The sequence below is a fragment of the Lactobacillus sp. JM1 genome (assembly GCF_009834385.1).
GTDB classification, from domain to species: Bacteria; Bacillota; Bacilli; order Lactobacillales; family Lactobacillaceae; genus Lactobacillus; species Lactobacillus paragasseri.
The window spans coordinates 1,858,247-1,880,896 of the sequence record NZ_CP044412.1 but is presented as its reverse complement, the minus strand read 5'-3'; the positions used below and the strand labels follow the sequence as shown (position 1 = coordinate 1,880,896).

The following is a 22,650-nucleotide window of genomic DNA, read 5'->3' as shown; positions in this document are numbered from 1 at the left end:
TGAACAAAGTTTCGCTGAAAGTGTGCGGGATATAAAAATCCCAAACAAAAGCGAAGTCAATTCGCAAGCAATAAATTTGAGATAACTCAAAGAAAGTTTTAGAGCTAAACGATAAAAAGCTCATTTTCAAGAAGGAAAATGAGAGTTTGATCCTGGCTCAGGACGAACGCTGGCGGCGTGCCTAATACATGCAAGTCGAGCGAGCTTGCCTAGATGAATTTGGTGCTTGCACCAAATGAAACTAGATACAAGCGAGCGGCGGACGGGTGAGTAACACGTGGGTAACCTGCCCAAGAGACTGGGATAACACCTGGAAACAGATGCTAATACCGGATAACAACACTAGACGCATGTCTAGAGTTTAAAAGATGGTTCTGCTATCACTCTTGGATGGACCTGCGGTGCATTAGCTAGTTGGTAAGGTAACGGCTTACCAAGGCAATGATGCATAGCCGAGTTGAGAGACTGATCGGCCACATTGGGACTGAGACACGGCCCAAACTCCTACGGGAGGCAGCAGTAGGGAATCTTCCACAATGGACGCAAGTCTGATGGAGCAACGCCGCGTGAGTGAAGAAGGGTTTCGGCTCGTAAAGCTCTGTTGGTAGTGAAGAAAGATAGAGGTAGTAACTGGCCTTTATTTGACGGTAATTACTTAGAAAGTCACGGCTAACTACGTGCCAGCAGCCGCGGTAATACGTAGGTGGCAAGCGTTGTCCGGATTTATTGGGCGTAAAGCGAGTGCAGGCGGTTCAATAAGTCTGATGTGAAAGCCTTCGGCTCAACCGGAGAATTGCATCAGAAACTGTTGAACTTGAGTGCAGAAGAGGAGAGTGGAACTCCATGTGTAGCGGTGGAATGCGTAGATATATGGAAGAACACCAGTGGCGAAGGCGGCTCTCTGGTCTGCAACTGACGCTGAGGCTCGAAAGCATGGGTAGCGAACAGGATTAGATACCCTGGTAGTCCATGCCGTAAACGATGAGTGCTAAGTGTTGGGAGGTTTCCGCCTCTCAGTGCTGCAGCTAACGCATTAAGCACTCCGCCTGGGGAGTACGACCGCAAGGTTGAAACTCAAAGGAATTGACGGGGGCCCGCACAAGCGGTGGAGCATGTGGTTTAATTCGAAGCAACGCGAAGAACCTTACCAGGTCTTGACATCCAGTGCAAACCTAAGAGATTAGGAGTTCCCTTCGGGGACGCTGAGACAGGTGGTGCATGGCTGTCGTCAGCTCGTGTCGTGAGATGTTGGGTTAAGTCCCGCAACGAGCGCAACCCTTGTCATTAGTTGCCATCATTAAGTTGGGCACTCTAATGAGACTGCCGGTGACAAACCGGAGGAAGGTGGGGATGACGTCAAGTCATCATGCCCCTTATGACCTGGGCTACACACGTGCTACAATGGACGGTACAACGAGAAGCGAACCTGCGAAGGCAAGCGGATCTCTGAAAGCCGTTCTCAGTTCGGACTGTAGGCTGCAACTCGCCTACACGAAGCTGGAATCGCTAGTAATCGCGGATCAGCACGCCGCGGTGAATACGTTCCCGGGCCTTGTACACACCGCCCGTCACACCATGAGAGTCTGTAACACCCAAAGCCGGTGGGATAACCTTTATAGGAGTCAGCCGTCTAAGGTAGGACAGATGATTAGGGTGAAGTCGTAACAAGGTAGCCGTAGGAGAACCTGCGGCTGGATCACCTCCTTTCTAAGGAAGGCGAAAGATGATGGAGAGTGCGAGAGCACTAAAGAGAAGTCATCGAGAAAGCCAAGCGGAAGCACACTGAGAAACTTTGTTTAGTTTTGAGGGTATTACCTCAAACAACTTGAATAACAAGCCAAGCACAATCGGGCCTATAGCTCAGCTGGTTAGAGCGCACGCCTGATAAGCGTGAGGTCGATGGTTCAAGTCCATTTAGGCCCATTCAAAGTGAAAGCTTTGATAAAAGGCAATGATGGGGGCTTAGCTCAGATGGGAGAGCGCCTGCTTTGCACGCAGGAGGTCATCGGTTCGATCCCGTTAGCCTCCATTGAGACCTTGTGTCTCAAGGGTTAGTACATTGAAAACTGAATATAATCTAAAGCAAAAAACCGAGACAATCGAAAAAAACAGATTGAAGAGCGACCGAGAAGAGAGAGAAACTCAACTTGAAATAGGTCAAGTAGAAAAGGGCGCATGGTGAATGCCTAGGCACTAGAAGCCGATGAAGGACGTGACGAACCACGAAAGGCTTCGGGGAGCAGTAAGTAAGCGATGATCCGGAGATATCCGAATGGGGGAACCCAATACCGCGAGGTATTATCAAGAGCTGTTAAGGCTGTTGAAGGAAGACGCAGTGAACTGAAACATCTAAGTAGCTGCAGGAAGAGAAAGAAAAATCGATTTCCCAAGTAGCGGCGAGCGAACAGGAAAGAGCCCAAACCAGCTGGCTTGCCAGTTGGGGTAGTAGGACTGCAATAAAGTACTTGAAGCGATAGCAGAATTATCTGGAAAGATAAGCCAGAGAGGGTGAGAGCCCCGTAAGCGAAATTGCAGAGAGACTTAGCAGGATCCTGAGTAGGTCGGGACACGAGGAATCCCGATTGAAACCGCGAGGACCATCTCGCAAGGCTAAATACTAACTAGTGACCGATAGTGAACCAGTACCGTGAGGGAAAGGTGAAAAGAACCCCGGAAGGGGAGTGAAAGAGAACCTGAAACCGTGTGCCTACAAGTAGTCAAAGCACATTAAAGTGTAATGGCGTGCCTTTTGTAGAATGAACCGGCGAGTTACGTTATGGTGCAAGGTTAAGTCAGAAAAGACGGAGCCGGAGCGAAAGCGAGTCTGAAGAGGGCGAGAGAGTATCATGACGTAGACCCGAAACCAAGTGACCTACCCATGACCAGGTTGAAGGCGTGGTAAAACACGCTGGAGGACCGAACCCACGTGAGTTAAAAATCGCGGGGATGAGTTGTGGGTAGCGGTGAAATTCCAAACGAACTTGGAGATAGCTGGTTCTCTCCGAAATAGCTTTAGGGCTAGCCTCGTGTGAATGATAATGGAGGTAGAGCGCTGTTTGGACTAGGGGCCCGTCAGGGGTTACTGAATCCAGATAAACTCCGAATGCCAGATATCAATGCACGGGAGTCAGACTGCGAGTGATAAGATCCGTAGTCGAAAGGGAAACAGCCCAGATCACCAGTTAAGGTCCCCAAATCTATGCTAAGTGGAAAAGGATGTGGAGTTGCGTAGACAACTAGGATGTTGGCTTAGAAGCAGCCACCATTTAAAGAGTGCGTAATAGCTCACTAGTCGAGTGACGCTGCGCCGAAAATGTACCGGGGCTAAGCATAGTACCGAAACTGTGGATGCATATCAAAGGATATGCGTGGTAGGAGAGCGTTCTAAGAGCGGCGAAGTTAGATCGAGAGGACTAATGGAGCGCTTAGAAGTGAGAATGCCGGTATGAGTAGCGAAAGATAGGTGAGAATCCTATCCGCCGAAAGACTAAGGTTTCCTGGGGCAGGCTCGTCCGCCCAGGGTAAGTCGGGACCTAAGGTAAGGCCGAGAGGCGTAGCCGATGGACAACAGGTAGAGATTCCTGTACTGAAATTGTTCGATAAGAACAAAGGAGGGACGCAGGAGGCTAATGACGCATGTAGCTGGAAAAACATGTGCAAGCAGTAAGAAAAAAGATGAGTCAAATGCTTATGTTTAGATTTCAAGCTGTGACGCGGAGTGAAATCAAAGTAGCGAAGGTCATGATGTCACACTGCCAAGAAAAGCTTCTAGCCAGAGCAATTTTACCCGTACCGCAAACCGACACAGGTAGTCGAGTGGAGAACACTCAGGTGAGCGAGAGAACTCTCGTTAAGGAACTCGGCAAAATGACCCCGTAACTTCGGGAGAAGGGGTGCTGATGGTAAAAGATCAGCCGCAGTGAATAGGCCCAAACAACTGTTTATCAAAAACACAGGTATCTGCAAAATCGTAAGATGACGTATAGGTGCTGACACCTGCCCGGTGCTGGAAGGTTAAGAGGAGAGCTTAGCGCAAGCGAAGGTTTGAATTGAAGCCCCAGTAAACGGCGGCCGTAACTATAACGGTCCTAAGGTAGCGAAATTCCTTGTCGGGTAAGTTCCGACCTGCACGAAAGGTGTAATGATTTGGGCACTGTCTCAACGAGAGACTCGGTGAAATTATAATACCCGTGAAGATGCGGGTTACCCGCGACAGGACGGAAAGACCCCATGGAGCTTTACTGTAGCTTGATATTGAGTATTTGTTAAACATGTACAGGATAGGTAGGAGCCAGAGAAAGTAGGACGCTAGTCTTACTGGAGGCAATGTTGGGATACTACCCTTGTTTGATGGATCCTCTAACTCGCAGAGCTGAGCGTTCTGGAGGACAGTGTCAGGTGGGCAGTTTGACTGGGGCGGTCGCCTCCTAAAATGTAACGGAGGCGCCCAAAGGTTCCCTCAGAATGGTTGGAAATCATTCGCAGAGTGTAAAGGTATAAGGGAGCTTGACTGCGAGAGGTACACCTCGAGCAGGGACGAAAGTCGGGCTTAGTGATCTGGTGGTACTGCATGGAAAGGCCATCACTCAACGGATAAAAGCTACCCTGGGGATAACAGGCTTATCTCCCCCAAGAGTTCACATCGACGGGGAGGTTTGGCACCTCGATGTCGGCTCGTCGCATCCTGGGGCTGAAGTCGGTCCCAAGGGTTGGGCTGTTCGCCCATTAAAGCGGCACGCGAGCTGGGTTCAGAACGTCGTGAGACAGTTCGGTCCCTATCCGTCGTGGGCGTAGGAAATTTGAGAGGAGCTGTCCTTAGTACGAGAGGACCGGGATGGACATACCGCTGGTGTACCAGTTGTCTTGCCAAAGGCATCGCTGGGTAGCTATGTATGGAAGGGATAAGCGCTGAAAGCATCTAAGTGCGAAGCCCCCCTCAAGATGAGATTTCCGATGCGCAAGCAGTAAGACACCTTAAAGACGATGAGGTAGATAGGCTAGGAGTGGAAGCATAGCGATATGTGGAGCGGACTAGTACTAATCAGTCGAGCACTTGACCAAAGCTCAAAGGTTTAGAGCGGAAGATTATATTCAGTTTTGAGTGTAAAAGCTCAGAAAGAGTACGGTGGCGATGGCAAGAAGGATACACCTGTTCCCATGCCGAACACAGAAGTTAAGCTTCTTAACGCCGAGAGTAGTTGGTGGGAAACTGCCTGCGAGGGTAGGCAGTCGCCGTGCTCTTTTTTAATATTCCGGCTTAGCTCAGTTGGTAGAGCACCTGACTGTTAATCAGGTTGTCGTCAGTTCGAGTCTGACAGCCGGAGTAAGTAAATGAAGAAATGAAAGAGAGAGAACGAAAATATTTTCATTCTCTCTTTTTTATTCTGTATAGATATTATTTTTTGAATTTTTTTGCTATTATGCAAGCATTTTCAGCAAAAAAATGGTATGATATTAAAAGTAAACGTATACATTTATTCCGCTATAAAGTATTCGTGAAGATATTTTGATTAAGGGGGAAATCAAATGGTAGGAATTGTCCTAGCTAGTCACGGTGGCTTTGCTGATGGAATTTTTCAATCTGCTGAGATGATTTTCGGTAAGCAAGAAAATCTTGCTCATGTGATTTTGAAGCCGGATGAAGGTCCTGATGATATTAGAGCTAAGATGGAAAAGGCGGTTGCTTCTTTTGATGATCAAGACCAAGTCTTGTTTTTGATCGATTTATGGGGAGGTACGCCATTTAACCAAGCAAACAATCTTGTTAAAGAACATGAAGATACTTGGGCTATTGTTTCTGGTATGAACTTACCAATGGTTATTGAAGCTTTAGGTCAAAGAATGGGAAGTGATAATGCCCATGATATTGCCAAAGCCATTGTTAAGCCAGGTCGTGATGGAATTAAGACGCAACCTGAATCTCTTATGCCTAAAGAGACTACTGCTAAATCAGCTTCTAGTTCTGACGCACATCCACAAGGTGCAATTCCAGAAGGCACCGTTATCGGTGATGGCCACATTAAATATGTTTTAGCTAGAATCGATTCACGTCTTCTTCATGGTCAAGTTGCAACTGGTTGGACTAAAGCAATGAATCCAAATCGGATTATTGTTGTTTCAGATAATGTTGCTAAGGATAAAATTCGTAAGACAATGATTAAGGAAGCCGCTCCAGCTGGTGTACCTGCAAACGTTGTTCCAATCGATAAAATGCTTAAAGTAGTAAAAGATCCACGGTTTGGAAATACTAAAGCATTAATTTTATTTGAAAATCCAGAAGACGCGCTTAAAGCTATTGAAGGTGGAATGGATATCAAAGAATTGAATATCGGTTCCATGGCTTATAGCGATGGTAAAGTTAATGTCAATACTGTTTTGGCAATGGATCAAAAAGATATTGATGCATATAAAAAATTAAAAGATTTGGGCGTTAAGTTTGATGTCCGTAAAGTTCCTTCTGATGGTAAGCAAAATATGGATGAACTTTTGGAAAAAGCTCAAAAATTAGTTGATGAAAAGAAATAAATTATAGGGGGATTTTTATAAATGAATGCTATTCAGATGATTCTGGTAGTGATCGTTGCCTTCTTTGCAGGTATGGGAGGGATTCTTGACGAATTCCAATTCCATCAACCTCTAGTGGCATGTACTTTAATTGGTTTAGTTACTGGTAACTTAACTATAGGTATTATTCTTGGCGGTTCACTACAAATGATTGCTTTAGGTTGGGCTAATATTGGTGCTGCTGTTGCGCCTGATGCTGCTTTAGCATCTGTTGCTTCAACTATTATTTTGGTACAAGGTGGACAAGGACAAAAGGGTATTGGTACTGCTATTGGTATTGCTATTCCATTGGCTGTTGCTGGATTATTCTTAACTATGTTAGTTCGTACTATTTCAGTTGCCATTGTTCATATTATGGATAGAAAAGCAGAAGAAGCTAACTGGAAAGCTATTGATCGTTGGCAAATGATTGCTGTTGCTTTACAAGGTTTAAGAATTGCTATTCCAGCAGCTTTATTACTTGCCATTCCTGCTTCCGTTGTTCGTGCTGGCTTAAACGCAATGCCTGCATGGTTGAACGAAGGTATGACCATTGGTGGTGGTATGGTTGTTGCCGTAGGTTACGCAATGGTTATTAATATGATGGCTAGCCGTGAAGTATGGCCATTCTTCATTATTGGTTTCTGTTTAGCAGCTGTTAAGGAATTAACTTTGATCGCTCTTGGTGGTATTGGTATTTCACTTGCTATTATGTACCTTGCTCTTGAAGGTTCTAAGGGTGGAAACAATAATAACTCTAATTCTGGTTCAGGCGACCCATTGGGCGACATCCTGGATGACTATTAAAATTTGAGCGAGAGGAGGCTAATTATAAATGACTGAAACTGCAAAAAAGAAATTAACTTTAAGTAAATCAGATCGTATTAAGGTTTGGTGGCGTTCTACTTTCCTTCAAGGTTCATGGAACTATGAAAGAATGCAAAACGGTGGTTGGGCATACAGTTTAATCCCCGCCTTAAGAAAATTGTATCCAGAAAAGAAGGATTTATCTCTTGCATTAAAGAGACACTTGGAATTCTTTAACACACACCCTTACTTAGCATCACCTATTATTGGTGTTACTCTTGCTCTAGAAGAGGATAAGGCTAATGGTGCTGATGTTGATAACACCGCCATTCAAGGTGTTAAAGTTGGTATGATGGGTCCTTTAGCTGGTGTTGGTGATCCTGTATTCTGGTACACAGTTCGTCCTATTATTGGATCATTAGGTGCTTCACTTGCTTTGAGCGGAAACATCTTAGGTCCTATCTTATTCTTTGTATTATGGAATGTAATTCGTATGGCATTCTTATGGTACACTCAAGAAATGGGTTACAAAGCTGGTACTAAGATTACTGAAGATGCTTCAGGTGGTTTATTACAAAAGATCACTCGTGGTGCTTCAATGATGGGTATGTTTGTTATCGGTGCCTTAATTGAACGTTGGGTAACGATTAACTTTAAGCCAGTTGTTTCAAGTGTTCCACTTCAAAAGGGTGCTTACATCGATTGGAACGCTCTTCCAAAGGGAGCAGAAGGTATTCACAAAGCATTATCTGAATATAATTTAGGTAATGGTATGGCCTTAGATAAAATTAAGGAAACAACTTTGCAACAAAACTTAGATAGTTTAATTCCTGGTCTTGCTGCATTGCTATTAACTTTCTTATGTATGTGGTTACTAAAGAAGAAAGTTTCACCAATTGTTATTATTATTGGTATCTTCGTTGTTGGTATTTTAGGTCACGTAATTGGCTTACTATAACAATAATAAGTAAAAGACGGTCTGCTCTAGACCGTTTTTCTTATATATGAAAAGGTTTTTATATGGTTCAATCACTAAATACAAAATCAGAATATGTTGATACTGCGACTTGGTTTAGAGGAATTCCTACATATGGAAAAATTCTTGTTGGTGACAAGGGATTCGAATTCTATAGTGATAACAATCCTAATGATTATGTTCAGATTCCTTGGAACGAAGTAACTGTTGTAGTAGCAGATGTATATTTTGGTGGAAAATATATTCCACGATTTAAGATTTGCACTAAAAAAAATGGTAGTTTTATCTTTGCTGCAAGACATGTAAAGCCAACTTTGCGTGCTATTCGAAAGCATGTTCCAGCAAACAATATGAGAAGAGCTCTTACAATTTGGCAAAAGATCAAACGTAATTTTACACGAAATTAAAAAGGAACTTGGTTTTAGGACTGAGTTCCTTATTTTTTGTCAAAAAGTTCTTGGAATTGCTGCTTACCTGTATTAAAATGACATTAATCAATTTGTTGATATTTAAAACTAGCTCTCGAGTGACTGCTAGTTTTTTTTATAGGAGTGGCATTAAGTAATGGGAAATAAAAAGTCAATTCCGAAGTTAAAGCGTTCTATGACTGCTGGTCAAATGGAAATGATATCTTTGGGCGGTGCAATTGGGGTCGGATTATTTATGGGATCTACCTCTACAATAAAATGGACGGGACCATCCGTTTTATTAGCGTATATGTTTGTCGGCTTAATTTTATACATTGTAATGCGTGCCTTAGGAGAAATGCTATATGTAAATCCAGGTACTGGGTCATTTGCTGATTATGCAACTGAGTATGTGCATCCATTAGCTGGCTATCTAGCAGAGTGGGCTAATGTATTTGAATATATTGTTGTTGGAATGTCTGAAGTGGTAGCGGCAACTGAATATTTAAAATTTTGGTGGCCCAAGGTTAATGTCTTTTGGTCGGGAATAATTATCATTTTATTTCTAGTTTTAGCAAATTTAGCAAGTGCAAAAGCATATGCTTCTCTTGAATTTTGGTTTGCTATGATCAAAGTTGTAACTATTATTTTGATGATCATCTTGGGCTTCATTGTGATTTTCTTTGGTGTAGGTAATGGAGGAAAACCAACTGGTTTTAGCAATTTATGGTCACATGGTGGTTTCTTTACTGGTGGCGTAAAAGGCTTTTTCTTTTCAATGTCAATTATCGTTGGCTCTTACGAAGGAATAGAATTACTTGGAATTTCTGCTGGTGAAGTTGCTAATCCACAAGAAGCAATCATAAAAAGCGTCAAATCCGTTTTATGGAGAATTCTAATTTTTTATGTTGGAGCAATTTTTGTCATTGTTACCATTTATCCATGGAATGAATTAAGCAGTATTGGATCACCTTTTGTAACTACGTTTGCCAAAGTAGGAATTACAGCAGCAGCAAGTATCATTAATTTTGTGGTTTTGACGGCCGCATTATCAGGTGCAAATTCTGGAATTTATTCATCTAGTCGTATGCTCTTTAAATTAGCTCATGATGGGGATGCGCCTAAGACATTTGGTCATATATCTAAGCGTATTGTCCCTAATCATGCAATTTTAGGTATTTCCGGGGGAATATTGATTGGATTTGTTGTAAATATGATTGCTGCTACGATTAATAAATCTACGCAGGATTTATTTGTAATCGTGTTCTCGTCCTCAGTGTTACCAGGCATGATTCCATGGTTTGTAATTTTACTTGCAGAACTAAAATTTAGACATAATAATCAAGATTTGCTAGTTGATCATCCGTTTAAGTTGCCGCTATATCCTATTTCTAATTATTTCGCATTTTTAATGTTAATTGTTATTGTAGTATTTATGCTTATTAATCCAGAAACTCGGATTTCTGTACTAGTTGGAGCAGCGGTATTAATTATAGCTACAATTGTATATCTGATTCGTCATAGAAAGGATGGTGTTGATGGAAAATAAGAAAAATCATCCTCCTAAATTAAAAAGATCCATGACTGCAGGCCAAATGGAAATGATCTCTCTCGGTGGGGCAATAGGTGTTGGCTTGTTCATGGGATCAACTTCAACTATAAAATGGACAGGACCTTCAGTATTATTAGCGTATATGTTTGTGGGGTTAATTTTATATATTGTAATGCGGGCACTTGGCGAAATGCTCTATGTTAGTCCGGGAACAGGTTCATTTGCTGATTATGCTACAGAATATATTTCTCCTTTAGCCGGATATTTGGCAGAATGGGCCAATGTTTTTCAGTACGTTGTTGTTGGTATTTCTGAAGTTGTCGCTGCTACAGAATACTTAAAATTTTGGTGGCCCCAAGTTAGTGTGTTTTGGTCGGGTATCATTATTATTGCTTTCTTGCTATTAGCAAACTTGGCTAGTGCTAAAGCATATGGAGCTTTAGAATTTTGGTTTGCAATGATTAAAGTGGTAACAATTATATTAATGATTATTTTGGGTTTGCTGGTAATTTTACTTGGTGTAGGTAATCATGGAAAACCACTTGGTTTTAGTAATTTATGGTCGCATGGTGGTTTCTTCACGGGTGGAATGAAAGGCTTCTTCTTTTCAATGGCAATTATTGCAGGTTCTTATGAAGGAATAGAATTAATTGGAATTTCAGCTGGAGAAGTTGCAAATCCGCAAGAAGCAATAGTGAAGAGCGTAAAGTCTGTTTTATGGCGTATATTAATTTTTTACGTTGGAGCAATTTTTGTTATTGTCACCATTTATCCATGGAACCAGCTAAGTAATATTGGGTCACCATTTGTAGAAACTTTTACTAAGGTCGGAATTACAGCAGCGGCAGGGATTATCAATTTCGTTGTGTTAACAGCAGCCTTATCGGGTGCAAATTCTGGAATCTATTCCTCTAGTCGAATGCTCTTTAAATTGGCTCATGAAGGAGAAGCGCCAAAGATATTTGGTAAGCTATCAAAGCATATTGTTCCTGATCGTGCAATTATTGGTATTACTGTTGGTATTTTACTCGGCTTCGTTTTAAACCTAATTGTCTCAACAATGAATAAATCAATGGGAGAATTATTTGTCATCGTCTATAGTTCTTCAGTTTTACCAGGGATGGTAGCATGGTTTGTAATTTTGATTGCTGAACTAAAATTTAGAAAAAGTAATGCTCATTTGATGAATAAACATCCATTTAAGCTACCGCTATACCCATATTCAAATTATTTTGCCTTTGTAATGTTGCTAATAATCGTTATTTTTATGTTTATTAATCCAGAAACTAGAGTTTCTGTTGCTGTGGGAGCCGGTGTCCTAGTATTAGCAGCAATTGTTTATGCAATTAAGCACCGAAAGAAAAAATAGCTTGTAAATCATCCTGTAAAAGGATGATTTTTTTATTGAAACAAAAAATTAGTGAACTGTGAGAAAAAAGTGCTAATTTTAACTTGTGGTATTTACGTAGTAGAATATATACTCTATAATTAAATCTAACTGGTAAAAAGTAAGTTAAAGGAGAGTGCAACATGAAACCAATAATTGGCATTTCTGGTTCTGTAATCATTGATGATAGTGGTATTTTTCCAGGTTATCGTCGTAGCTATGTTAATGAAGATTATGTTGATTCTGTTATCCAGAATGGCGGAATTCCTTATATTATTCCCTTTAATGAAAATGAAGAAGTGATTAAGGAACAACTTTTAAATGTGCAGGGTCTAATTTTATCTGGTGGACATGATGTTGATCCTCATAATTATAAGGAAGAACCAGAACAAAAATTAGGAGATATTTGGCCTGAACGAGATCAATTTGACATGCTATTGTTAAAGTTAGCTGAAGAAAACGGGGTCCCTGTTTTAGGAATTTGTCGTGGAGTGCAAATAATAAATGTGTATCACGGGGGAACGTTATACCAAGACTTAAGCTATAGAAAAGGAAAAACTTTAAAACACAATCAGGGACAAACGCCAACTTTACTTACTCATACTGTTGAAACAGTTGCAGGAACTAAGATTGCTGAATTGTTGGGAAAAGAAAAAATACAGACAAATTCTTTTCACCATCAATTAATTAAAGATGTTGCACCTGAGTTTAAGGTTTCAGCTCGTTGTGTTGATGGAGTAGTAGAAGCAATTGAAAATAAAGATGCTTCAGTGATTGCTGTTCAATGGCATCCTGAAATGCTTCACCGCGTTGTTTCTTATCAAAATAACTTATTTAAACATATTATTGATAATGCAAAAAGAGAGTAGAGAGAAGTTAATAATAGATGAATGAGAATGAAACAAGTAAATTAGGCTTTTGGTCGATTGTACTTTTAGCCATTAATTCAATTATTGGTTCAGGAATATTCTTGACGCCAGGTAGCGTTGTTCAACAGGCTGGATCAAAAGCGTTAATTGTATACTTTATAGCGGCAATTTTTGCTTCTATTTTAGCTGTTTCTTTTGCGGCGGCTGCAAAATATGTAACTAAATCTGGTGCTGCTTATGCATATTCAAAGGCAGCTTTTGGAAATAATGTAGGTTTCTATATGGGGATTTTACGTTACTTTTCTGCAAGTGTAGCTTGGGGTGTTATGGCAGTTGGGGTTATCAAATCAACAATTTCTATTTTTGGTGGTAATCCAAACAAAACGATGAGTGTGACCATTGGCTTTTTGATCTTAATGGCTGTTATTACGATCATTAACTTATTTGGTCAAAAGGTTGTTAAGTATGTCATGAATTTAGCAACACTTGGTAAGTTAGCTGCCTTAGTATTAATTATTGTTGCTGGAGTAGTATTATTAATTATGACTGGGGCTTCAAGCAACTTAAATGAAGTAGATCAAATTACTCAAAATGGTCAAAAGATTGTGCCAACTTTAACTACTACAGGCTTTGTAATGGCAATTGTATCAGCTTTTTATGCCTTTACTGGATTTGAATCCGTTGCTTCTGGTTCAGAGGATATGAAAAATCCAGCTAAGAATTTACCACGTGCTATTCCCTTAGCAATCATCGTAATTGCGATAGTTTATATTGGTGTTGTTGCAGTTGCGATGGTGCTTGATCCTAAGGCCTTGATGACAACTAAGCAGGTTGTAGCGATTGCAGCAATTTTTAAAAATGAGATTTTAAGGGATGTTATTCTAGTAGGTGCTTTAATTTCAATGTTTGGTATTAACGTTGCTTCTAGCTTTAATGCTCCGAGAATTTTGGAAGCTATGGCGCGTGAAAACCAATTTTCAAAGAGTTTAACTAAGAGAACCAAGAATAATTTTCCAATTAGAACGTTCTTTATTTCAGTATTACTTGCAATTTTAATTCCAATGGCATTTGAATATAACATGGTTAACTTGATTACATTAAGTGCAATGGTACGTTTTCTAGGCTTCATTGTAGTTCCGTTAGCAGTTATCCAATTTTATCGTGGAAAGACTGCAGAACCTGTCTTAGATGCCCAGAAGAACATATGGACTGATATTGTTGTTCCAATTCTTTCAATCGTCTTAGTTATTTTCTTATTAGTTGAATATAACTGGAAAGCACAATTTGGTGTGGTTAATGCAAGTGGACAAGTAACTGGAATTAATTGGTATGCAATAGCAATGATGATTTTTGGATTTATTGTTTTACCATTAATTATGTTCATTATCTCTAGAAAAGATCGTAAGGCTAGTAAATAATTTAAGAAAGGACTACTAGGCAGTTTGGCTTAGGTAGTCCTTTTTTGTATACTGAAGAGAGTATGTTAGTAATACTAGGAAGAAGTTAAACCACATGAAAGAAAAAGCACGCTATGCATTAATTGCGGAATTAGTCCTAAGTATAATTTTTTATATTTTTCTCTATCTTAATCCAGGTTTGAGACATCAATTATGGGTGCAACATAACGAAGTATTTTTATTAATCTTTTTCTCGCCAGTGTTAGTTTTGATGTTACTACTAGTTCTTTGGCAGAAAAAGCCACCAAAAGTTGATACTTTCAATCGATGGTTGATGATTATCTTTTGGCCGTTATTGTCCTTAGGCGGCTGGATTGAACTAATGAATGCAGTAGCTAAAACTTGGCCACAAATGGGGATTTTAGTAGCAAGTGTCTTTTTACTAATCGGCTTAGTATGGTTAGTGCCTTTTATCATCGCAATAGCTGGGGATGTTAATTGGATTATTCCACGCATAATTCTTGTCTTTTTAATGATGGAAAATGTAATGGAAGCTAGCACATTAGGTCATATCCCGGGAAATAAATTCTTTAATACTATTATATCAACTGGTCTTTGGGCTGCCGTAGCTTATATCATTTTAGGCTGTTTTTTAGCACAGGGATGGGGCTATAGTTTTAACTTCAATTTGAAATTCCACAGATCAATTAATTTCTCTAACAGTGTATTGGTCTTTTTAATTGCTTTTGGGATTGTTGATATTTTGTGGAATGCATTTGGTGGACAGGGTAATAATCTATTTTCTATCCTTTTTTCCTATCATGCTGATCCAATGAAGTTTACTCTAAATAGTTTTAGCGAAGCAGCTGAAGCTGGGTTAATGGAAGAAATGAATCGATACTTAATGATTATCATATTGCTATATGCTTTGAGAAAGAGCAAATGGCAGGTCCCAATAACTATTTTTATCAGTGCTTTGTTTTTCGGCTTACTTCATTTCGATAATTTGGGATGGCAAAAATTGGCACCAACTGTTGCTCAAGTTACATTTGCATTTGGAATAGGATTGTTTTTTGCGATTGCTTATTTATATACTGGTAAATTATGGCTGACAATGTTGATGCACTTCTTTATGGATTTTTTGATCTTTTTACAAGAAAATGGAGATCAACCTGGTACTTGGAATGGGAGCACAGGTGAATGGTTAGTTGCCATTATTTCAGTAGTCGTTCCGGTATGCATTTATTTGTGGATGATTACGGGAAAACGAAAGTTAGTAATGCAGGAAAATAGTAGGCGTATCTTACAACCAGTAACTAATAATTTAATGTATTAAAAAAAGGAGTATCAACCGATACTCCTTTTTTATAACATTTGCATTCCAGCTGCTTCACATTTTTCAATCATTTTTGGAGGCCAGATGCTAGCTTGAACTTCTCCAATATGGGCTTTTCCGAGTAAAAGCATGCACAAACGAGATTGTCCGATTCCTCCGCCAATTGTATAAGGAAGCTCTCCGTTTAAAAGCATTTTATGAAATGGCAAAGCTGCTCTTTCTTCGGCATGGGCTTTTTTTAGTTGCGTTTTTAGTGATTCTTCACTGACACGAATTCCCATTGAAGAGATTTCTAATTTACGTTGTAAAGGTTCATACCAAAATAAGAGGTCACCATTTAATTGCCAATCATCGTAGTCTGGTGCGCGACCATCATGTGGCTTACCACTACGTTTTAGCTTATCCCCAATCTTCATTAAAAATACAGCTTTTTTCTCTTTAGCAATTTTATCTTCACGCTCATCAGGTGTTAAATCAGGCCAGCGGTCTTCGAGTTCTTGCGTAGTAATAAATGTAATTTCGCTAGGTAAACGATAAGTAGAGCTAGGGTAGCGGGCTGCAACTTCTTTTTCTGTCTCTTTGATTGCTTTAAAGATTTGCTTAACAGTATCTTTTAAGGTATCGATATTACGCTCATCTTTGGAAATGATTTTTTCCCAATCCCACTGGTCTACGTAAATTGAGTGGAAATTATCTAAGTCTTCATCACGTCTAATTGCGTTCATATTAGTGTAAAGACCTTCATGCATTCCAAATCCGTAGCGCTTAAGTGCCAGACGTTTCCATTTGGCTAGTGAATGAACTACTTCAATTGTATCGTTAGGCATAGCTTTCATATCAAAAGAAACGGGGCGTTCAACACCATTTAAGTTGTCGTTTAATCCAGTAGATTTTTCAACAAACATTGGTGCTGACATTCGTTGAACATTTAATTTTTCAGCAATTTTGTCTTGAAAAGTTTCTCTAATGAAAACAATTGCGGCTTCAGTATCACGAATGGTTAGACTTGGTTGGTAGTCCTTAGGTAATATCAATGTCATAATTATGTACTCCTTAGAAAAAATATTAAGAGTAAAGAAAAAGCCCTTCACTCCTGATGTTCTCAGGACGAAAGGCTTTTTTCCGCGGTACCACCTAAATTGTCTAAAAATAGACCAGCTTAATAGAGCACAAGCATGCTCCTCGGTTTGATAACGTACCGATGACGGCGTAGCTTACTGTAATTTAGGCTAGCAGCACAGCGAAAAAGTGTTATTCGATAATTCAGGGTCTACTAGCTTCTCACTAACGCTAATTCACTGAAAGAATAAAATTATCTACTCGTCTCTTCATTGCTTTTTAATTTTTATATTAATTATATTTAAATCGATTTACTTTGAAAAAGCAAGAGAAAAAAGATAATTTTTTTGCAGTATGTTATGATGAGTTTTGCATAAGATTAGGAAAGTTGGAAAGATATGACGAAAAAAAGATTATGGACATGCTTAGCTGCTTTAGCTTGTGTTTTTTGGGGGATTTCGGGTTTATTTGCTAAGGGACTCTTTAATATCAGTGCAAGTATAACGCCGATTTGGATTTCTCAGGTAAGAATGGTATTAAGTGGAATTTTGCTTTTGATTTTTGCCCAGGTAACTGGGCAAAAGCCATTAAAAACAATGACTGATAAGAAAGATGCGATTACCGTTATTGCTTATGGGTTATTAGGTTTATTGCCTGTGCAATATTGTTACTTTATCGTGGTTCAACAGGCAAATGCTTCAGTTGCGACCGTTTTACAGTTTATTGGGCCATTTTTTGTCTTATTTTATATGGTAGTATTTGAACACCAAGTATTGCGGGCAGTAGATGTTATTGCAGCTATCGTCGCTTTTTTAGGTGTTTTCTTTTTAGCTACACATGGTCATTTTAATCAACTATCTTTGACCCCATCAGTCTTATTCTGGGGCCTTATTTCTGCAGTCGGAGTAGCTACTAATACTTTGATTCCACGTAGATTGCTTGATCATACTTCAAGTCTTGTAGTTACAGGTTGGGGATTACTTTTTTCAGGAATAGCTTTGGCACTTGCACATCCTGTATGGCCGAAGATTCCAAACAATATTAATATTTTTTGGCTGATGGCTGGCGTGATTGTAATAGGTACCTTAATTCCTTTTCAATGGATGATGGGCTCGCTTCGCTATATTAAACCATCAACTGCTAGTTTGTTAGATGCTTTTGAGCCGGTTTCAGCTACAATTGGTTCTGTAATTATTTTTGGATTGGTGATGGCGCCAATTGATTGGATTGGGTCAATTATGATTATTTGTGCCGTTTTAGCCCTTAACTGGGAACCCAAACATAAAAGATAAGAAAAAGCTTAGTTACTTGATAGCACACGTATTTGCGCAGTAACTAAGCTTTTTTCTAACTAATTATTTTTCTTACTAATCTTACTATGCTTATATCCATAAACGCAGTAAATAAATAATCCAAATAAGAACCAAATACCAGCAAAAATGTAAGTTTTAACTGATAAAAAGCACATCATTCCAATGCAGGCTAGGCCAGAAAGAATTGGAATTATTGGGTAAAATGGGACTTTAAAGTCGCCTTCAGGAATATCTTTTCTTCTGCGCAATAAAATGACGCCAAAAGATACGAAAGTAAAGGCAAGTAACGTTCCAATTGAAACTAAGCTAGTAAGTTCTTCTAGTGAAAATAACCCTCCCATTAAAGCAATAACGATGGTTACAATCCACAGAGCATTTTCTGGAAGTCCATGCTTATCAATTTTTCCTAAAAAATTTGGCAATAATCCATCACGGCCAATAGAATAAATTAAGCGTGAACTTGAATAGATCATGGTAAGCATCATTGTACTCATTCCCACAATTGCTCCAATTGATAAGAGGTCAGCTACCCATCCTTGGTTAACTAATTTTAAAGCGTAGGCAACGGGATTTGCTACATCTAGCTGCTTGTAGTTTACCATTCCAGTTAAAACAACTGATACTCCCATATAAAGAAGGGCTGCCACAATTAAGGTACCAATGATTCCAATTGGCATATTTTTCTTAGGATTTTTAACTTCGGCAGCTGAGGATGAAACAACGTCAAAGCCTAGAAAGGCGAAAAAGACCGTTGTAGCGCCACGTAAAACACCAGTTGTACCATAGGGAGTGAAAGGTTGATAATTTTTCGGTTTAATGAAAAATAAACCAACACCAATGAATATAAATATAATAGCAATCTTAATTAAAACTGCTGCATTATTAAATTTCATGGATGTTTTCATTCCACGTGAGAGTAAAATTCCAATTAATAAAACACTGATAACCGCCCATAAATTTAGGTACGTACCATTTAGGGGATCAAACGGTCCTTCAAAATGATGTGGTATATGTAAACCAAAACTATGGAGCAGCGAATTAAAATAAGAAGCCCAGCCAGCAGAAACAGCCGCAACGGACAGCATATACTCTAGAATCAGTGCCCAGCCTAGAATCCAGCCAATGACTTCTCCATAAAGAATATTTCCATAGGAATAGGCTGAGCCAGCGACTGGGATGCTAGAGGAAAGTTCCGCATAACACATACTTGCTAGAGTACAAACTAAAGCTGCAACTAAAAATGATAAAGTTACACCAGGGCCAGCTTCTTTAGCGGCAACAGTACCTGGTAAAATAAAAATTCCAGTACCAATAACTGCGCCAATACCGATAGTTAATAAGTCAAAAGCCCCAAGCGTTTTGGCAAAGTGCTTATCAGTACCCAAATAACGCTTGAGGCTTTCTTTTCTAAACGGATTCAACTTCATTAGCAGTACGCTCCTTGTGACGTTCTAAAATCATCTTAACAATCGCATTTGCGACATTTGTATTTCGAAGTAAAGGTCCGTGAGAATATGAACCAATAAAGTTCTTGTAACGTAAGCCTTCAACTTTATCTTGTGGGTTATTACCATAGCCTTCAATCATTTCGCCGAAAGGATGAAGCATATCAGTATTATCAAAGTAAGTTTGTCCAGAGTGATTTTCAAAGGCCTTTACTTCGCCCCATTCAGTCATGTAACGAGTATCGCCAATCATCCGCTTATCAGCCTTAAAAACAGTATGAAGGGGCAGAATACCTAAGCCTTTGATTGTAATCCCAGAATTAGTCTTGTAATAATCCCCCATTAATTGATAACCACCACAGATACAAAGCATTGGATTGCCAGCGTTGATATAATTTTCAATTGTTTCTTTGTGACGTGGCAGATCTTTAGCTACAACAGTTTGTTCAAAGTCTTGACCGCCGCCAAAGAATAAAAAGTCGTAGTCGTTAGCATCGAATTTGTCATCTAGAGAAATGTTATCAACTTCAGTTTGATAGCCTTGTTTGTCAAGTAAGTAACGAATTACTTTGACGTCACCTGAATCTCCATAAGTATTCATTAAGTCTTCATATAAGTATGCAATTTTAATTGTTTTATCTGCCATAATTATCATCCCTATTTAAATTGTATGTTCAAAGTATAACTTAAAATTGTCTTAAATCCTAGTTAGTAAAAATTATTGTTGCATTTCTTCTTGAGCAGCTAGATGGTTAATGGGACCATATTTTGCACCAACGTTAATGGGATGTGAAAGTGCCTCATAGGTGAAATCTTTGGCAATTTTAACCGCAGTTTTGACATCATTACCCTTTGCAAGTTCAGCTGCAATTACTGCTGATAAAGTATCTCCTGTACCGTTAACTCGATCAGTCTTAAAGTAAGGCTTGGTTAACCATTCGTCTGAGCCGTCATCTAACAGTAAGTAATCTTTAACTTCTGGTTGTCTGTCATTATGATGACTGCCTTTAATTAAAACATTTTTTGCACCCATTTTTTGTAACATTTTAGCGCCTTGCTTGATTTCAGACTCGTTTTTCAATTCAAGACCGGTTAGCTTTTGTGCTTCAAAAAAGTTTGGTGTAATAATTGTGGCAAGTGGTACTAATTTTTTTAGAAATGCTTGGTATGCATCATCTGCTAAAAGGGTGGCACCATGTTTAGTAATAATCACTGGATCAAGTACAATATTTTGCATTTGATAATGTTTTAAGTTTTTAGCAACTACATCGATAATATCTTTATTAGCAAGCATTCCAGTCTTAACGGCCTTTATTTTGAAATCATCATTTAAGACATCGAATTGCTTTTGAATAAAATCTAATGGCATTAATTGTTGAGCAAAAATTCCTTGCGAATTTCCAGCAACGGCAGCAGTTAAGAGACCAATACCATAAACGCCACGTGCGTAAAAGGCATGTAAGTCAGCTGGCATCCCAGCGCTACCATCACTATCATGACCAGCAATTGTTAGAGCTTCTATGTGTTCATTTGACATTATTGTGCAATCCTCCTTGAAAGTTATTTACTGGTAAATTATTACTATTAATTATAGATAAGAAACTAACAAAGTGAAAGTGTTCTGTATTTATGTCTAAAACTATCGCTAGAGATTTTGTAAATAAAGTAAGTGCCTAAGTCTTAAATACTTAATTCCTTAAGAAAATAAGCTAGAATATAAGATGAGAGACAATAAGATAGAGGATGAGAAGCTATGGAACATAATCGCTTAATTACTTTTGACGGTACTGTAAATTTTCGTGATATCGGTGGCTATGAAAATAATGAAGGTAAACATGTGAAGTGGGGAAAAATTTATCGCTCTGACTCATTAAGCAGCTTAACTGAACGCGACGAAGAAAAATTAGCAAAAATGAATGTCACAGTAGACTGTGATTTAAGGACTAGCAATGAACAAGTAATGGCGCCAGATCGAAAATGGCAGGGTGTTGAAGTTTTGGATTGTCATGTCTATGCGGAAGATAGCAGTGGTAATTTTGTTAATGATAGTCATAAGCTTTATCGCTTTTTGCATCACATTCCTAAAGTTGACAGTTATTTAGGCGAGATTTATCAAAATGTGATTTTGAGCCCAGCTAGTCAAAAAGCTTTTGCACGCGTATTTGCAGCATTACTTACTTTGCCTGAAAATGAAGCCTTAGTCTATCATTGCAGTGCTGGAAAAGACCGTACAGGGATGACAACAGCTCTAATTTTAAAAGGACTTGGAATTGACGAGCATACCATTGCACGCGACTATTTATTAACTAATGAGTTGTATACTTTTGGCCTTAAAAAGCAGCTCCCAAGTGATTCTGAGATGATTAAAATGATTAATCGAATGAATGTTACTGAAGGAGAGGGAATGGCTGTTAAAGGAATTACGCAAACAATTGATGCTGGGTATGGTGGTTTTGAAAATTATTTTACGAAGGAATTTGGTTTTTCAAAGCAGGATTTGAAAGATTTTAGGAAATTGTATTTGGAGTAAAAAAGACTTTAGACACTAAAAATGTCTAAAGTCTTTTTCTTAGTTTCCGCTAGATTCGTGCTTAAGTAATTCTACTGGCAAGTAGTATGTATAGTTATCTAATTTTTCAGTAGGATTGTCGATTCGCTTTTCTAAAAGCTTAACAAGTAGTTGTGCAATTGAAGGAATAGGTTGAACAATCGTAGACAGACGTGGTTCAAAATCACGTACTACTTTACTTCCATCGAATCCAATAATCTTTAAATCTTTAGGAATTTTAATTCCTAATTCGTGACTAATATTCATGATCAAAAGAGCAGTAAGGTCGTCAGATGCTACGATCCCGTCTACTTTATGATTCTCCAGTAAGTCTTTAATTGCCATTTCTTTTAGTGCAAGAGTTTCATTAAAAATTACTGGATGAATATGTTCCGTTAATTGCAATTCCTTGATTGTTTCTTTGTAGCCAAGCAATCTCTTTTGCGTAGGGTGCCCATCTAGAGTTGGATTTCCTACAAAATAAATATGGCGGGCACCATGATTATAAAGTTCTTGAGTAGCTAAACTGCCACCCTTGAAGTTATCGGCACTAACAATTGGAATGTTATCTGAGAGTTTACGATCAAACGAAACGATTGGCAAACCCGTTCTTTGATATTCTTCAATGCCCAGATTATGAGCGCCAGCAATAATCCCATCTACCTGATTAGCCATGAGCATTTGCAGATAGGTACGTTCCTTCTCTGTATCACTACCAGCATTGCAAAGGATCGTCTTGTAGCCATGATTAAATAATTGATCTTCAATTTTAGAAACTAATTCACCAAAAAATGGATTAGATACATCTGGAAAAATTAAACCAATAAGCTTGGTTTTCTTTCCCTGAAGAGAACGGGCAACAGAATTTGGTTGATAGTTCAGCTCTCTCATTGCCTCGTGAACTTTTTTTCTTGTTTTTTGACTAATATAGCCATAATTGTTAATTACTCGTGAAACGGTAGTTACAGAACAGCCTGCTTTAGCAGCTACGTCGGTTAATTTAACCATTGT

16 protein-coding genes, 3 tRNA genes, 3 rRNA genes and 1 other annotated feature are annotated in these 22,650 nt (G+C 39.0%); of the genes, 17 read left to right on the top strand and 5 right to left on the bottom strand.

The window, feature by feature from the left end; all coding sequences use genetic code 11:
• Positions 1 to 134: 134 nt before the first annotated feature.
• The 15 genes from F3I00_RS09595 (at position 135) to F3I00_RS09525 (ending at position 15,274) form a co-directional block, all read left to right on the top strand.
• Positions 135 to 1,707: ribosomal RNA gene (locus F3I00_RS09595) — 16S ribosomal RNA — on the top strand.
• A gap of 142 nt (positions 1,708 to 1,849) precedes the next feature.
• Positions 1,850 to 1,923: transfer RNA gene (locus F3I00_RS09590), tRNA-Ile, on the top strand.
• Positions 1,924 to 1,956: 33 nt separating this feature from the next.
• Positions 1,957 to 2,029: transfer RNA gene (locus F3I00_RS09585), tRNA-Ala, on the top strand.
• A gap of 126 nt (positions 2,030 to 2,155) precedes the next feature.
• A 23S ribosomal RNA gene (locus tag F3I00_RS09580) occupies positions 2,156 to 5,061 on the top strand.
• Positions 5,062 to 5,121: 60 nt separating this feature from the next.
• Positions 5,122 to 5,238: ribosomal RNA gene (gene rrf / locus F3I00_RS09575) — 5S ribosomal RNA — on the top strand.
• Together the 16S, 23S and 5S rRNA genes with 3 tRNA genes alongside form the textbook arrangement of a ribosomal RNA operon.
• Before the next feature lie 13 nt (positions 5,239 to 5,251).
• Positions 5,252 to 5,324: transfer RNA gene (locus tag F3I00_RS09570), tRNA-Asn, on the top strand.
• Positions 5,325 to 5,526: 202 nt separating this feature from the next.
• Entirely contained in the window at positions 5,527 to 6,525 is a 999-nt protein-coding gene (locus F3I00_RS09565; RefSeq protein WP_020807127.1) for a PTS sugar transporter subunit IIB, read from the top strand.
• Between the two features lie 21 nt (positions 6,526 to 6,546).
• Positions 6,547 to 7,350, top strand: a complete 804-nt coding sequence (locus F3I00_RS09560; protein ID WP_003649883.1) for a PTS mannose/fructose/sorbose transporter subunit IIC — start codon at positions 6,547 to 6,549, stop codon at positions 7,348 to 7,350.
• Positions 7,351 to 7,378: 28 nt separating this feature from the next.
• Positions 7,379 to 8,308 carry a PTS system mannose/fructose/sorbose family transporter subunit IID gene (locus F3I00_RS09555; protein ID WP_003649884.1) on the top strand — a complete coding sequence of 310 codons (930 nt, stop codon included), beginning with the start codon at positions 7,379 to 7,381 and terminating at the stop codon, positions 8,306 to 8,308.
• A 62-nt stretch (positions 8,309 to 8,370) separates the two neighbouring features.
• Positions 8,371 to 8,733: a DUF956 family protein gene (locus F3I00_RS09550; protein WP_003649885.1), complete on the top strand. Its 363-nt coding sequence runs from the start codon at positions 8,371 to 8,373 to the stop codon at positions 8,731 to 8,733.
• A 157-nt stretch (positions 8,734 to 8,890) separates the two neighbouring features.
• Positions 8,891 to 10,282 (top strand): amino acid permease, encoded by a 1,392-nt coding sequence (locus tag F3I00_RS09545; protein ID WP_020807126.1) that lies wholly within the window; start codon positions 8,891 to 8,893, stop codon positions 10,280 to 10,282.
• On the top strand, positions 10,272 to 11,654 hold the full coding sequence (locus F3I00_RS09540; RefSeq protein WP_020807125.1) for an amino acid permease: 1,383 nt from the start codon (positions 10,272 to 10,274) through the stop codon (positions 11,652 to 11,654). The genes F3I00_RS09545 and F3I00_RS09540 overlap by 11 nt, the downstream gene beginning before the upstream one ends.
• Before the next feature lie 161 nt (positions 11,655 to 11,815).
• Positions 11,816 to 12,541 carry a gamma-glutamyl-gamma-aminobutyrate hydrolase family protein gene (locus F3I00_RS09535; RefSeq protein WP_020807124.1) on the top strand — a complete coding sequence of 242 codons (726 nt, stop codon included), beginning with the start codon at positions 11,816 to 11,818 and terminating at the stop codon, positions 12,539 to 12,541.
• A 17-nt stretch (positions 12,542 to 12,558) separates the two neighbouring features.
• Positions 12,559 to 13,959 (top strand): APC family permease, encoded by a 1,401-nt coding sequence (locus F3I00_RS09530; protein WP_020807123.1) that lies wholly within the window; start codon positions 12,559 to 12,561, stop codon positions 13,957 to 13,959.
• A 94-nt stretch (positions 13,960 to 14,053) separates the two neighbouring features.
• On the top strand, positions 14,054 to 15,274 hold the full coding sequence (locus tag F3I00_RS09525) for a CPBP family intramembrane glutamic endopeptidase (protein WP_020807122.1): 1,221 nt from the start codon (positions 14,054 to 14,056) through the stop codon (positions 15,272 to 15,274).
• Between the two features lie 29 nt (positions 15,275 to 15,303).
• Here F3I00_RS09525 and asnA read toward each other — a convergent pair whose 3' ends face one another.
• Positions 15,304 to 16,314, bottom strand: coding sequence for an aspartate--ammonia ligase (gene asnA / locus F3I00_RS09520; RefSeq protein ID WP_003651821.1), 1,011 nt, complete (start codon positions 16,312 to 16,314; stop codon positions 15,304 to 15,306).
• A 60-nt stretch (positions 16,315 to 16,374) separates the two neighbouring features.
• Positions 16,375 to 16,615, bottom strand: a binding site (T-box leader).
• A 116-nt stretch (positions 16,616 to 16,731) separates the two neighbouring features.
• Here asnA and F3I00_RS09515 point away from each other — a divergent pair.
• Positions 16,732 to 17,625: a DMT family transporter gene (locus tag F3I00_RS09515; RefSeq protein WP_020807121.1), complete on the top strand. Its 894-nt coding sequence runs from the start codon at positions 16,732 to 16,734 to the stop codon at positions 17,623 to 17,625.
• 59 nt (positions 17,626 to 17,684) lie between these two features.
• On the opposite strand, the gene F3I00_RS09510 is transcribed toward F3I00_RS09515, so the two are convergent.
• The 3 genes from F3I00_RS09510 to thiD all read right to left on the bottom strand — a co-directional run bounded on the left by F3I00_RS09510 (position 17,685) and on the right by thiD (position 20,628).
• Complete coding sequence (locus F3I00_RS09510; protein ID WP_020807120.1) at positions 17,685 to 19,073, bottom strand: APC family permease; 1,389 nt, start codon at positions 19,071 to 19,073, stop codon at positions 17,685 to 17,687.
• Positions 19,054 to 19,737, bottom strand: coding sequence for a type 1 glutamine amidotransferase (locus F3I00_RS09505; RefSeq protein WP_003651816.1), 684 nt, complete (start codon positions 19,735 to 19,737; stop codon positions 19,054 to 19,056). The genes F3I00_RS09510 and F3I00_RS09505 overlap by 20 nt, the downstream gene beginning before the upstream one ends.
• Positions 19,738 to 19,809: 72 nt before the next feature.
• On the bottom strand, positions 19,810 to 20,628 hold the full coding sequence (gene thiD / locus F3I00_RS09500; protein WP_020807119.1) for a bifunctional hydroxymethylpyrimidine kinase/phosphomethylpyrimidine kinase: 819 nt from the start codon (positions 20,626 to 20,628) through the stop codon (positions 19,810 to 19,812).
• A gap of 216 nt (positions 20,629 to 20,844) precedes the next feature.
• Between thiD and F3I00_RS09495 the strand changes: the two genes are divergently transcribed.
• Positions 20,845 to 21,621, top strand: coding sequence for a tyrosine-protein phosphatase (locus F3I00_RS09495; RefSeq protein ID WP_020807118.1), 777 nt, complete (start codon positions 20,845 to 20,847; stop codon positions 21,619 to 21,621).
• A 39-nt stretch (positions 21,622 to 21,660) separates the two neighbouring features.
• On the opposite strand, the gene F3I00_RS09490 is transcribed toward F3I00_RS09495, so the two are convergent.
• Positions 21,661 to 22,647 (bottom strand): LacI family DNA-binding transcriptional regulator, encoded by a 987-nt coding sequence (locus tag F3I00_RS09490; RefSeq protein ID WP_020807117.1) that lies wholly within the window; start codon positions 22,645 to 22,647, stop codon positions 21,661 to 21,663.
• Between the last annotated feature and the right edge of the window lie 3 nt (positions 22,648 to 22,650).